This window comes from Catenulispora subtropica (assembly GCF_039531675.1).
In the GTDB taxonomy this organism is placed as follows: Bacteria; Actinomycetota; Actinomycetes; order Streptomycetales; family Catenulisporaceae; genus Catenulispora; species Catenulispora subtropica.
Genome location: NZ_BAAAQM010000048.1, coordinates 20,636 through 33,230 on the forward strand (window position 1 = coordinate 20,636; position 12,595 = coordinate 33,230).

A 12,595-nucleotide genomic window follows, 5' to 3' on the forward strand; every position below is an offset into this window, starting at 1 on the left:
GGGACATTGGCACGGGAGGCGGAGGAGGATCTCAGCTTCGACGAGTTCGTGGCCGCGCGGGCCCGCAGTCTGTTCCGCACGGCCTACCTGCTCGTGCACCATCGCGAGACCGCCGAGGACCTGGTGCAGTCGGCCTTGGAGCGGGCCTACCCGCGCTGGCGGCGGATCCGGGGGACCGGTGCGCCGGAGGCCTACATCCGGCGGATCATCGTGAACTTGGCCAACGACATGTGGCGGGCCGGCCGAGGCGTGCAGTGGCAGGAGCTGGAAGAGGACCACCAGCCCCGGCTCGTCCCCCAGGCCGCGGCCGATCCGGCCGAGCGGGTCGCCACCCGCGACGCCCTGATGCGGGCCCTGCGATCGCTGCCGTTCGGCATGCGCGCGGCCCTGGTGCTGCGGCACTGGGAGGGCCTGAGCGAACGCGAGACGGCCGAGGCGCTCGGGGTCTCGCTCGGCACCGTGAAATCGCAGACCAACCGCGGCCTGGAGCGGCTGCGGGCCGCGGTCGGGCCGCCGGGCCCGCCGGAGCCCGCGCTGGCCGGACCGCCTTCCGGGAGGAGAGCGTTGTGAACGACCACGACGCCGCCTTCATCCATCACTTCGACCTCGAAAGCGAGTTGTACACGGCGATGGCTGAGGAGACGGACGGGCTCGGGCCACCCGAGCTGGACATGGACAAGGTGCGCGGCGCCGGGCGCCGCCGGCGGATGGTGCTGGCCGGGTCCGGGGCCGCGGTGGTCCTGGTCGGGGTGGCCGCCGTGGTGCTGGCGGTCGGGGGTTCCGGCGGATCCGGGAGCGGCGGCGAGACCGTGGCCGCGGCCGGTTCCTCTTCCTCGCACGGAGCGACCACATCGGGGCCGAGCCCGACGCCGACCTCGGCGCCGCCGGCGATCACGGCCACCGGGCCCGACGGCGGCGTGGTCCGGATCGTCCCGAGCGGCAGCGGCTCCGTGAGGTACACCTTGAGCCTCGATCCGTCGGGGCACTGCGATCACATGCTGACCATGGTCCTGCCGCCGCCGTTCGCGACCACGCCGCCTTCGGGGACGAAGGCGAAGGTCGTCACGGTGCCGAGCTCGCTCTGGACGACCCCGGCCGGTTCCGAGGCCTGCCGGTACATCGTGGACCTCGGGCCGCTCACGTCCTCGCCGTCGAGCCGCTGATCCGGAAGCCGAGGATCCGCGCCACGACGAACAGCGCGGACCCGCCCAGCGCGTAGGACCCCAGCACGTCGGACAGCCAGTGGTAGTCCATCCACACCAGTGAGAACCCGACCGCCAGGGCCAGTGACGTCATGGCCAGCGCGATGACGGCGCGCATCCAGCGTGCGGTGAAGACGAACGCGAGGATCAGCGCCGAGGTCCCGTAGCCGAGCATCGTGGTGCCGGTGTGGCCGGACGGGAAGTAGCCCAGTCCGTCGGTGAGCGACTGCCCGGCCATGCTCGGTCCGGGGCGGTCGCCGATCGCCTTCAGGAACAGCACCAGGCCCAGCGCCGCGTACCCGGCGGCGGCCGCCGCCAGCGGCCGCCAGCTGCGTCGCAGGGCGGCCGCGGCCAAAGCGACGCCGCCGAGCATCGCCATCGCCAGCTGGATCCGCACCGGCACGCCTCCCACGGCCACCCCGCCGCCGAGGTCGGCCACGTCCTTGATCAGCGGCCAGCGGCGGGCGCCGTCGACGTCGGCGTGGGCGGCGTCCTGCACCCGGTTCCGCAGCGCGAGGTCGAAGGAGGTCACGAACGTCGGCCGGGCCAGCACCAGCGCCCACAACATCAGGAAGGCCCCGAGCAGGGCCAGCGGGATCCAGACCTCCGGCTGCCGCAGCGCATGCCGGCGACCGGAGGGCTGGTTCCCGGGCCCGGCCGCGGCGGGAACCGGTGCGCTCCGGATCCCGGACGTGTCGTCGGGCGCATCGCCGGACACGGTCCCGGACGCGTCGCCGGGGCCCGCGGGACCCGACGCCGAGGCGGCGGTGTGCATGTCAGTCATCAAAGGAAACTGTTCCACAGGCGACCGGTTAGCGTGACTTCATGGAATCCCGTGTCACTCTGGTCACCGGCGGAGGCCGCGGCATCGGCCGCGCCACCGTGCTGCGCCTGGCCCGCGACGGCCACGACATCGCCTTCAGCTACCTCAGCGACGAGGCGGCCGCCGAGGCCACCGCGGCCGAGGTCCGCGAGCTCGGGCGGCGCTGTGTGGCGGTCCGCATGGACACCGCCGACGAGGCCGACGTCGAGCGCCTCTTCGACACCGTGCTCGCCGAGCTCGGGGGCCTGACCGGACTGGTGAACAACGCCGGACTCACCGGCCCGCTGACCAGGCTGGCCGACGCCGACGCCGCGGACATCCGCCGGGTCGTGGACGTGAACGTGATCGGCTACCTGCTGTGCTGCCGCCGCGCGGCCCAGGAGATGAGCAAGCGCGGAGGCGGGGCGATCGTCAACGTCTCCTCCGGCGCCGCCACCCGCGGCTCGCCGAACGAGTACGTGCACTACGCCGGCGCCAAGGCCGCGGTGGACTCGATCACCGTGGGCCTGGCGCAGGAACTGGGCCCGGAGGGCATCCGCGTGAACTCGGTCCAGGCCGGCGTCACCCGCACCCGGATCCACGCCGACATGGGCGATCCGCAGCGTGCGGAGAAGCGGGGCGCGCTGCTGCCGCTCGGCCGGCCCGGAGAGCCCGAGGAGATCGCGGCGGCCATCGCCTGGCTGCTCAGCGACGAGGCCAGCTTCACCACCGGCGCGGTGCTGCGGGTGGCCGGAGGCAACTGAGAACGATCGCGGGCGGGCTCTCAACCCGCCCGCACCACGCCGCCCTCGTACGCGCGGATCACCAGCTGGGCCCGGTCGCGCGCACCGAGCTTGGCCAGCAGCGCCGACATGTGCGTCTTCACCGTCGACATCGAGACGAACAGCTCGCCGGCGATCTCCGTGTTCGACAGCCCGCGGGCCACCAGTGCCAGCACCTCCAGCTCGCGCGCGGTGAGCCCGGCCACCGCCACCGCCACCGCCGCCGCGTCCGGCGTCCGGCCCGCCGCCGTCCGGCCGCGCACGAACTCGGTGATCAACCGCCGGGTCGCGGCCGGGGTGAGCAGAGCCTCGCCCCCGCGGATCACCTCGATGGCCTTCACCAGGTCGGCCGGCGGCGAGTCCTTCAGCAGGAAGCCGCTGGCCCCGGCGAGCAGGCCTTCGTAGACGTATTCGTCGAGGTCGAAGGTGGTCAGGATCAGGACGCGCACCCCGCCGGCGGCCGCGGTGACGCGCCGGGTGGCCTCGATGCCGTCCATGACCGGCATGCGCACGTCCATGAGCACCAGATCGGGCCGCAGCTCGGCGGCGAGCCGCACCGCCTGTGCGCCGTCGGCGGCCTCGCCGACCACCTCGCAGCCGTCGTAGCCGTTGATCAGCGCTCGCAGCGACGCGCGCAGCAGCGCCTGGTCGTCGGCGATCAGGACGCGGCTCATGCCGGGAACCTGGCGGCCACCGTGAACCCGCCGTCCCCGGCCGGACCGGCGGTGAACGTCCCGCCGAACAGCGCCGTGCGCTCGGCCATTCCGCGCAGGCCGTGGCCGGGCGGGCCGGGCGGTGCGGGCGGGAGGCCGTCCGGCGGCGGCGGGTTCGCGACCGTGACCGTCACCGCGTCCGGCTCGAACCGCAGCAGCACCGAGCCGGTCGTGGTCCGGGCGTGGCGCAGGACGTTGGTCAGCGACTCCTGCACGATCCGGTACACCGCCAGGCCCACGGCGGTCGGCAGCGGGCGGCGCTCGCCTTCCTCCCGCAGGGTGATCCGCAAGCCCGCCTGCGCGGTCTGGGAGATCAGGGTGCCGATGTCCAGCAGGTCCGGGACCGGGCCGAGGTCCGTCGGTCCGGAGGAGTCGGGAGCCGGGGTGCCGCGCAGCACACCGAGCAGCTGCCGCATGTCCACCATCGCGGTGCGGCCGGTCTCCTCGATCGAGGCCAGCGTCGTGCGCATCCGGGACGCCTCGTGCTCGCGGAACACCGCGACGCCGGCCTGCACGGTGATCAGGCTCAGCGCGTGCGCCACCACGTCGTGCAGCTCGCGGGCGATGCGCAGCCGCTCCTCGGCGAGGCGGGAGGTGACCTCGGCCTCGATCTTGCCGGCCTGTTCGGCGGCCAGCGCCTCGTGATGCAGCCGCTGCTGGCGCACGGCGTAGCCGGTGACGGCGGGTGCGAACGCCACCGCGGCCGCGCTGAGCACCGTGGTCGACGGCGACGTGTGCATCGCGGTCAGCACCACCAGGGCCACGGCCAGGATCCCGCCGGCGGCCAGCGTGGTGACCTTGCCCGACCGCGTGGCGGCGACCGTGTAGAGCGCGAACATGATCGCGAAGGGCTGATACGAGTTGTAGGGGGCCGGGGACGCGGCCAGCGCCAGCGTCCCGGCGGTCAGCAGCAGGAAGACCGTCACCGGAAAGCGGCGCCGGGCCAGGAACGCCACCGAGATGGTGACGACGAGCAGGGACAGCCACGGGTTCGCGGTCACCGGGCCGTGCGGGCGGGGCGAGCCGAACGGCACCAGGAACAGCAGTGCCACGAAGCCGTCCACCGCGATCCGCTGCCAGGGCCGCAGGCGGCTCGCGAGCGGGGAGCGCCTTCCGCGCCCGGGCATCGGGGCGGGCAGCGCAGCGGTGTCGGCCATGAGCCGACGGTAGGCCGGGCGGCTGACGACGATCAACCTCAGGGCCGGAAAACCGTACCCCGGTAGGAGAAGCGGTCCCGGTCCCGGCTCCGATGCGTCCTCCGCAGGGTCCTGCGAGCGTAGAGCCGTGATCGAGATCGAGAACTTCAGCAAGCGCTACGGCGACCGGTACGCGGTCCGGGACCTGACGTTCGGCGTCCGTCCCGGCCGCGTCACCGGCTTCCTGGGGCCGAACGGCGCCGGCAAGTCCACCACCATGCGCGCCGTCCTCGGCTTGGACCTGCCGACCACCGGCCGGATCCGGATCGACGGCCGGCCCTACGCCGCGCTGGACCGCCCGCTGACGCACGTCGGCGCCCTGCTCGACGCCGGCGGCGTGCACCCGGGCCGTGACGCCCGCCGGCACCTGCGCGCGGTCGCCGCCGCCGGGAAGCTGCCGGAGCGGCGGGTGGACGAGGTGCTGGCCCGCGTCGGCCTCACCGAGGCGGCCGGGCGGCGCGTCGGCGGCTTCAGCCTGGGCATGCGCCAGCGCCTCGGCATCGCCACGGCGCTGCTCGGCGACCCGGGCGTCCTGCTGTTCGACGAACCGGTCAACGGCTTGGACCCGGAGGGGATCCGGTGGATCCGGGATCTGATGAAGAGCCTGGCCGCCGAGGGCCGCACGGTGTTCGTCTCCAGTCACCTCATGAGCGAGATGGAGAACACCGCCGACCACCTGATCGTGATCGGCCGCGGCCGGCTGATCGCGGACGTCTCCACCCGGGAGCTGATCGCACGGTCGGCGGGCGGCTTCCTGAAGGTGCGCACCGATGACCCGGGCCCGCTGATCACGCTGCTGGCCGACGCCGGCGCCCGGGTGACGCCGGACGGCCCGGACACGCTGCACGTCGTCGGGCTCGAAGGCGACCAGGTCGCCCGGCTCGCGCACCGGGCCGGGATCCTGCTGCTGGAGGTGGCGCACCATGCGACCTCGCTGGAGGACGCCTATCTGCAACTGACCGACGCGGCGGTCGAGTACCGGGGAGCCCAGGCGTGATCAAGTCCGAGTGGATCAAGTTGTGGAGCGTGCGCTCCAGCTGGTGGGCGCTCTACGTGGCGGCGGTCGGGATGATCGGGATCGCGGCGGCGTACTCGCTGACCATCAGGACGTATCAGGCCACGCCGACGCAGGCCTTGCAGGGCGCGGCGTTCGGCCAGCTGGCGTTCGGGGTCCTGGGTGTCCTGGCGGTTTCGACGGAGTACAGCACCGGGTTGATCCGCACCACGTTCGCGACCGTGCCGCGCCGGCGGGTGGTGATCGCGGCCAAGTGCGGAGTGCTGCTCGCGGTGCTGCTCGTGGTGGGCCAGGTCGTGGCGTTCGCGGCGTTCTTCACCGCGCAGCTCCTGCTCGGGCACCGCGGCGTCCACTTCTCGCTCGGCGACCGCGACATGCTGATCTCGGTGCTGGGCAGCGGCTGCTACATGGCCTTCATCGGCATGTTCGGGTTCTGCGTCGGCGTGCTGTTGCAGAAGACCACCGCCGCGGTCGCGACGTTCTTCGGGGTCGTGTTCGTGGCGATGGGCGTCATTCCCAACCTGATGCCGGGGTCGATCAAGGCCGACGTCACACGGCTGACCTTCCTGAAGATCGGCGAGGCGATGTCGAGCCCCGCGCGGAGCCTGCCGCGCGACGCCACCGACGGCCTGTTGAGCACCGGTGCGGCGTGGGGGATGTGCGTGCTCTATCTCGCCGTCGTGCTGGTGGTCCCGCTGCTGGTGGTCACGCGACGGGACACCAACTGAGCGGACCCGGGCGGAGCCCGGCCCGGCTCACATGTGCATGGCGCCCTGCGCCTCGGGATCGAACTTCGGTGCGCCGGGCCGGTACAGGAGGAAGCACAGGACCATGCCGACCACGAAGAACCCGGCGGACCAGCGGTAGGCGGTGGCGTAGCTGTGCAGCTGCGCCTCGGCCGCCACCAGCGAGGTGTTCGGTTTGCCCTTGGCGAAGTTCGCCGCGGCGGTGGCGGCCAGACTGGACAGCAGGGCGACGCCGATCGAGCCGCCGACCTGCTGGCAGGTGTTCACCATGGCCGCGGCGACGCCGGCGTCGTGCTCGCCGACGTTGTAGGTGGCCATGGCCATCGCCGGTGCGAAGATCAGGCCCATCCCGAAGCCGAGGATCAGCAGGGGCGGCAGCACGTGGAGCCCGTAGGAGCTGCCCAGGTCCAGCCGGGTCAGCCACAGCATGCCGATCGCGCCGAGGCCCATGCCCAGCGGCACCAGCGGCTTCGGGCCCACCCTCGGCAGCAGCCCGACCGTGGCCACCTGAGCGGCCACCATCAGCGCGCCGACCATCGGCAGGAACGCCAGACCGGTTCTGACCGGCGAGTAATGCAGGATCAGCTGCATGTAATAAGTCAGGAACAGGAAGACGCCGAAGATGCCGGCACCGGTGATGAACATGCCGAGGTACGACGCGCCGCGGTTGCGCTCGCCGGGCACCCGCAGCGGCAGCAGGGGGTGCCGGGCGCGGGTCTGCCACCAGGCGAAGACGGCCAAGAGCAGCAGGCCGACGATCAAGCTCACCCAGCACTGCGGCGAGCTCCAGCCCCGGGACTCGGCCCGGGAGAAGCCGAAGACCAGGAGGAACAGCCCCGCGCAGGCCAGGAGGGTGCCCGGCAGGTCCATCGTGGGACGGGTCTCCGGGCGGTGGTTCGGCACGTACAACCGCGCGCCGACCAGCGCGACCCCGGCGATCAGCAGGTTCACGAACAGCGTCCAGCGCCAGTTCAGGTACTCGGTGAGCACGCCGCCGAGCAGCAGCCCGATCGCGCCTCCGGCGCCGGCCACCGCGCCGTACACGGCGAAGGCCCGGTTGCGGTCGGCCGGATGGGTGAAGGTGGTGTTCAGCGCGGACAGCGCGGCCGGTGCCAGCAGCGCGCCGAACACGCCCTGCAGGGCGCGGCCGCCGGTCAGCACGGCGACGTTCGGCGCGATCCCGGCCAGCGCCGAGGCCAGGCCGAACCCGACCAGGCCGCCGATCAGCGCGGTGCGCCGCCCGAACAGGTCCGCGATGCGCCCGCCGACCAGGAGCAGCGAGCCGAACGCCAGCGCGTAGGCGGTGACGATCCACTGCCGCGAGTCGTTCGAGAAGCCGAGGTCCTCCTGCGCCGAGGGCAGCGCGATGGTCACGATCGTCACGTCCAGCACCACCATCAGCTGGGCGAGGCTGACCACCGCGAGGATCATCCACTCGTGGGGGACCCGGGGGCCGTACCGAGCGTCCTCCCGGGCCTGTCTGGAGGACGCCGTCGCGCTGTCCGGCTGGGCCATGTCGGTCTCCCTCCGGCGAAGAGGTCATCCGTCACGACGCTATGCCGCTCACCGGCACGCCGCGACCGGAAACCGCGAGGGTGCCCGCACCAGCCGGTGCTAAACGACGTTGTCGCGGCCGCGGCGGCGCCGCACCAGCGACACGGCGCCGAACGTGATGCCGCCGAGGACGAACGCCGAGGCCAGCGCGGCGTCGCCGATGCCGAGGTGGTCCGAGGCGGCGCCGTCGTCGGCGTCGTCCGCGCCGTGCGGGCGCACCGCGCCGGCGTTGCGGGTCGCCGAGACCACGTGGACCGCCGCGGTCGAGGTCCTGCCGCAGTGCAATGTCACGGTGTACGTGCCGCTGATGAGATCGTCGCGGAGGACGCCGGGACCACTGAGCTTGTTCATCGTCAAGGTGATCGGCTCGGTCAGGGCCGGGGAGGTCGCCGTCCCGGTGGGGGAGGCGCAGTGGGCGTCGGCGATCCAGATGCGGGCGCCGGGGGCGGCGGGGTCCGGCTGCACCGTCGGCGCGGTGGTCTTGTCGACGGCCGTCACGACGGCGGCCGGCGTGGTGGCCGCGGTCGCGACGGCCGGTATCAGCACCGCGGCCACGGCGGCGAGCGTTAGCAGAACTCTCATGGCCTCCCTCATTCCAGCCCCTCCAGCCGGGTCCGCAGCGGGCCCAGCACGAACGCGCACGTCGGCTCGGCTTCGTCGAACAGCTCGTGGTACGCCCGGGGGAACTCTGTGGCCTGGGAGCCGCCCTTCAACAGCGCGACCCGCAGACAGCGCACGCCGTCCGGGCCGATCAGCCGGTCCACGCGGGGCGTCAGGCGCGACGGCTGGGCTGCCGGGGACAAAGAAGGGGACGCGGTCATGACCTGTGGCTCCTCGGGGGGAAGAGTCCTAAGGGATGTCAGGGGGCGGTCGGCTGTGACGCGGGACGCTCCTCGCGCACCAGCACTCCAGAGGTCGCGCGTGCCTGGGCCACCGCCTCGCGCACCGCTGGTGCCGTCTCCTCGGCCAGCCGCCGCAGAGCGCGCGCCGGATCCCCGCTGGGCGGCACCACGAACACGCTGACGCCGAGGTCCAGCGCGAACTCCGTCAGCTCCTCCGGGGTCGGGTCCGGGTTCAAGTTGTAGACCCGCCGCACATCCGCCGGGTCGCGCCCGGCCGCTCGCGCCGCGTCGTCCAGCTCCGCTGACAGCTCCCGCATCCGGGCCGGGCCGGCGTAGCCCTGGCTCGGCACCCAGCCGTCGGCCAGCCGGCCGGTCAGCCGCAGCATCCGCGGGCCGTACGCGCCGAGCCAGATCTCGATCCGGTGCGCGGGCGCCGGGCCGCCGGCTGCGCCGCGCAGCTGGTAGTGGCGGCCGTCGAACTCCTTGCCGGCCCCCGGCTTCCACAGGGTCCGCAGGACGCCGATCGCCTCCTCCAGCGCGCTCACCGAGTCCCCGGCCGTCATGCCCGGCGTGCCCAGCGTGGCCTGCGGGCCGCCGACCCCGGCGCCCGCACCGAGCCCCAGCTCGACCCGGCCGCCGGACAGAATGTCGAGGGTCGCCGCAGCCTTGGCGAACATCGCCGGCGGCCGCAGCGGAACGTTGGCGACGTCCGGGAACAGGCGGATGCGCTCGGTCCTCGCCGCGAGCACCGCCAGCAGCGTCCAGGTGTCGAGGAAGCGCGGGTTGTACGGGTGGTCCTGCACGCCGATCACGTCCAGCCCGGCCTGGTCGGCGAGGACCGCCAGCTCCACCACGGCTCCAGCGTCGCGCGCGTCCGGCGGGAGAAAAGTCCCGAACATCAGCGGCTGGCCGTAGTCGGGCATCGCAGGCCTCCCATCGTCGCACCGGACATCGCGACGCTAACGCCGCAGACTCGGCGGCGCGCGCCGGGTGGTCCGGTGGGGCGGCGGGGAACGAACAGTTATGGCTCGGCGAAGCGGCGGAGACGGATCCGCGATGGGGAGGGTGCGATGGGGAATCTAGGAGCGCGGTCCATGGTGCTGGGACTGGCGGTGGGGATGGCGGCCGCGCTGGCCGCCGCGGGGTGTGGGAGCGGCGCCTCGCAGCGGCCGAAGGCCCTGACGCTGAGCGTCGACCGCCCGAGCGGCCTCGCCTACCAACCGGTGGGCGTCAAGGTCGCCGGCGCGGATCCGGGCTCCACGGTCACGCTGACCGCGACGGCCGAGGACGCGCACGGTGTGACGTGGAAGAGCAAGGCCGCCTTCAAGGCCGACGCCCAAGGCGTGGTCGACCTGACGCGGCAGGCGCCGACCGGCGGGAGCTACAGCGGCGTGGACCCGATGGGGTTGTTCTGGTCGATGGACCCGCCGACGGGCAGCCCAGCGGAGGGCTTCGACAGCGACGGCTTCACCGCGACGATCACGGCGGCGGACCAGGGCGCGACGGTCAGCGCCGACGTGGCACGGCAGTTCGAATCCGCAGGGGAGACGGAACGGGCGCTGACCGTCGCCGAGGACGGCTTCGAGGGCCACCTGTTCCTCCCGCCGGGGATCGACAAGCCTCGTCCGGCGCTCATCATGATCGGCGGCTCCGATGGCGGCGAGTCGATGTACCGGGGCGCGATGCTCATGGCGTCCTACGGCTATCCGGTGCTGTCCGTCGGCTACTTCAAGGTCCCCGGCACCCCGCCGGTGCTGCAGAGCATCCCGCTGGAGTACTTCGTGAAGGCGGCGACGTGGCTGGAGCAGCAGCCGCAGGTCGCCAAGCAGCACACGATGGTCTTCGGGGCGTCGCGCGGCTCGGAGGCCGCCCTCATGTTGGCGCAGGACTTCCCCGACCTGATCCACGGCGCGGTCCTGATCGCACCCAGCGCCGAGATCTGGGATGGACTCCCCGGGCCCGGTGCCGCCTGGACCTTGCACGGCGCGTCCATAGCCCCGGCTGGCACGGACATCCCGGTGGACAAGGTGGCCGGACCGGTCCTCACCTTCGCGGGTACGGACGACCAGCTGTGGCAGTCGCTGTCCTGGGCCCGGCAGATCGACGAAGAGCTCGACCACGTCCACGCCCCGTACCCGCACTCGGAGCACGAGTACCAGAGGGCCGGCCACATGGTCGGCTCCATCCCATATCTGCCGCTGCTGACCACGTACACCCTCAGCGGCCGCACCCTTCAGCTGGGCGGCACCCGGCAGGCCAACTCGGCGGCGCAGGCCCAGACCTGGAAGGCGGTCTCCGATCTGCTCGCGAGCCTGTCCGGCTGAGACGCGGCGGTGGCCGGCGCGGAGGATTCCGCACCGGCCAGCGCCTGGGAACGGCCGTGTCGCCGCGCAGGGGCGGCGGGGCGCCGTCAGACCGCGCCGAACGCCTCCTCGATCACGTTCAGCCCGTCCTCCAGCAGCTCCTCGCTGATCACCAGCGACGGCAGGAAGCGCAGCACGTTGCCGAACGTGCCGCAGGTCAGGACCACCACGCCGGCGGCGTGGCAGTGCTTCGCGACGGCGCCAGCCAGCTCGGCGTCCGGGTCCTTGGTGCCGGGCTTGACCAGCTCCACGGCGATCATCGCGCCGCGGCCGCGGACCTCGCCGATGCGCGGGTCGGCGGCGGCGAGCTTGCCCAGGCGGTCCTTCATGACGGCCTCGATGGCGCGGGCCTTGCCGACCAGGTCCTGCTCCTTCATGGTCTGGAGGGCGCCCAGGGCGCCCTCGCAGGCCACGGGGTTGCCGCCGTAGGTGCCGCCGAGGCCGCCGGGGCCGGCGGCGTCCATGATCTCGGCGCGGCCGGTGACCGCGGCCAGCGGCAGCCCGCCGGCGATGCCCTTGGCGGTGGTGACCAGGTCCGGGACCACGCCCTCGTGGTCGACGGCGAACCAGTCGCCGGTGCGGCAGAAGCCGGACTGGATCTCGTCGGCGATGAAGACGATGCCCTTCTCCCGGCACCACTCGGCCAGGCCGGGCAGGAAGCCGTCCGGCGGCACGATGAAGCCGCCCTCGCCCTGGATCGGCTCGATCAGCACGGCGGCCACGTTGTGCGCGCCGACCTGCTTCTCGATGAGGGTCTTGGTCTGGGCCAGGGCCTCGGCGGCGGCGTTGTCCGGGCCGGTGGGCCAGCGGAAGGGGTAGGCCATCGGCACCCGGTAGACCTCGGGGGCGAACGGGCCGAAGCCGTCCTTGTACGGGGCGACCTTGGCGGTCAGCGCCATCGTCAGGTTGGTGCGGCCGTGGTAGCCGTGGTCGAAGACGACGACCGCCTGGCGCTTGGTGTAGGCGCGGGCGATCTTGACCGCGTTCTCCACCGCCTCGGCCCCGGAGTTGAACAGCGCCGAGCGCTTCTCGTGGTCGCCGGGGGTGAGCTCGTTCAGCGCCTCGCAGACCGCGACGTACGACTCGTACGGCGTCACCATGAAACAGGTGTGGGTGAACTTCGCGAGCTGCGCGGAGGCGTTCCGGACCACGTTGACGTCGGCGTGCCCGACCGAGGTCACGGCGATGCCGGTGCCGAAGTCCAGCAGCTGGTTGCCGTCGGCGTCCAGCAGGATCGCCCGGTCGGCGTCGGTGACGAACACCGGCAGGGTCGTGGACACGCCGCGCGCGACCACCTTGTTGCGGCGCTCGAACAGCTCGCGGGAGTTCGGGCCGGGGATCTCGGTGACGAGACGCCGTTCCTGCTTGAGCTCGGTCATG

At 72.9% G+C, this 12,595-nt stretch carries 14 protein-coding genes; 6 read left to right on the top strand and 8 right to left on the bottom strand.

The window, feature by feature from the left end; translation table 11 throughout:
* Positions 1-6: 6 nt before the first annotated feature.
* Positions 7-570, top strand: coding sequence for a SigE family RNA polymerase sigma factor (locus ABD466_RS32400; protein WP_344661031.1), 564 nt, complete (start codon positions 7-9; stop codon positions 568-570).
* Positions 567-1,163: a hypothetical protein gene (locus tag ABD466_RS32405; protein WP_344661032.1), complete on the top strand. Its 597-nt coding sequence runs from the start codon at positions 567-569 to the stop codon at positions 1,161-1,163. The genes ABD466_RS32400 and ABD466_RS32405 overlap by 4 nt, the downstream gene beginning before the upstream one ends.
* On the opposite strand, the gene ABD466_RS32410 is transcribed toward ABD466_RS32405, so the two are convergent.
* Positions 1,138-1,986: a phosphatase PAP2 family protein gene (locus ABD466_RS32410; protein WP_344661033.1), complete on the bottom strand. Its 849-nt coding sequence runs from the start codon at positions 1,984-1,986 to the stop codon at positions 1,138-1,140. The two genes, ABD466_RS32405 and ABD466_RS32410, sit on opposite strands and share 26 nt — an antisense overlap.
* Before the next feature lie 41 nt (positions 1,987-2,027).
* Here ABD466_RS32410 and ABD466_RS32415 point away from each other — a divergent pair, with 41 nt between their 5' ends.
* On the top strand, positions 2,028-2,768 hold the full coding sequence (locus ABD466_RS32415) for a glucose 1-dehydrogenase (protein ID WP_344661034.1): 741 nt from the start codon (positions 2,028-2,030) through the stop codon (positions 2,766-2,768).
* Positions 2,769-2,788: 20 nt separating this feature from the next.
* Here the strand turns inward: ABD466_RS32415 and ABD466_RS32420 are convergent, their stop codons facing one another.
* Entirely contained in the window at positions 2,789-3,460 is a 672-nt protein-coding gene (locus ABD466_RS32420) for a response regulator transcription factor (protein ID WP_344661035.1), read from the bottom strand.
* Positions 3,457-4,656: a sensor histidine kinase gene (locus ABD466_RS32425; RefSeq protein WP_344661036.1), complete on the bottom strand. Its 1,200-nt coding sequence runs from the start codon at positions 4,654-4,656 to the stop codon at positions 3,457-3,459. The genes ABD466_RS32420 and ABD466_RS32425 overlap by 4 nt, the downstream gene beginning before the upstream one ends.
* Positions 4,657-4,783: 127 nt before the next feature.
* Between ABD466_RS32425 and ABD466_RS32430 the strand changes: the two genes are divergently transcribed.
* Entirely contained in the window at positions 4,784-5,692 is a 909-nt protein-coding gene (locus ABD466_RS32430; RefSeq protein ID WP_344661037.1) for an ABC transporter ATP-binding protein, read from the top strand.
* Positions 5,689-6,438: an ABC transporter permease subunit gene (locus ABD466_RS32435; RefSeq protein ID WP_344661038.1), complete on the top strand. Its 750-nt coding sequence runs from the start codon at positions 5,689-5,691 to the stop codon at positions 6,436-6,438. The genes ABD466_RS32430 and ABD466_RS32435 overlap by 4 nt, the downstream gene beginning before the upstream one ends.
* Positions 6,439-6,465: 27 nt before the next feature.
* Here ABD466_RS32435 and ABD466_RS32440 read toward each other — a convergent pair whose 3' ends face one another.
* From ABD466_RS32440 to ABD466_RS32455, 4 genes are all read right to left on the bottom strand, one after another.
* The gene (locus ABD466_RS32440; RefSeq protein ID WP_344661039.1) at positions 6,466-7,971 is read right to left on the bottom strand and encodes an MFS transporter; all 1,506 of its coding nucleotides are present in this window, start codon (positions 7,969-7,971) and stop codon (positions 6,466-6,468) included.
* A gap of 99 nt (positions 7,972-8,070) precedes the next feature.
* Complete coding sequence (locus ABD466_RS32445) at positions 8,071-8,592, bottom strand: hypothetical protein (protein ID WP_344661040.1); 522 nt, start codon at positions 8,590-8,592, stop codon at positions 8,071-8,073.
* An 8-nt stretch (positions 8,593-8,600) separates the two neighbouring features.
* Positions 8,601-8,831, bottom strand: coding sequence for a hypothetical protein (locus ABD466_RS32450; protein ID WP_344661041.1), 231 nt, complete (start codon positions 8,829-8,831; stop codon positions 8,601-8,603).
* A 38-nt stretch (positions 8,832-8,869) separates the two neighbouring features.
* A complete protein-coding gene (locus ABD466_RS32455) occupies positions 8,870-9,775 on the bottom strand; it encodes an LLM class flavin-dependent oxidoreductase (RefSeq protein WP_344661042.1) in 906 nt (301 codons plus the stop codon).
* A gap of 171 nt (positions 9,776-9,946) precedes the next feature.
* Between ABD466_RS32455 and ABD466_RS32460 the strand changes: the two genes are divergently transcribed.
* On the top strand, positions 9,947-11,176 hold the full coding sequence (locus ABD466_RS32460; RefSeq protein ID WP_344661043.1) for an acyl-CoA thioesterase/BAAT N-terminal domain-containing protein: 1,230 nt from the start codon (positions 9,947-9,949) through the stop codon (positions 11,174-11,176).
* A gap of 86 nt (positions 11,177-11,262) precedes the next feature.
* On the opposite strand, the gene gabT is transcribed toward ABD466_RS32460, so the two are convergent.
* Positions 11,263-12,594: a 4-aminobutyrate--2-oxoglutarate transaminase gene (gabT, locus tag ABD466_RS32465; RefSeq protein ID WP_344661044.1), complete on the bottom strand. Its 1,332-nt coding sequence runs from the start codon at positions 12,592-12,594 to the stop codon at positions 11,263-11,265.
* Position 12,595 lies beyond the last annotated feature (1 nt).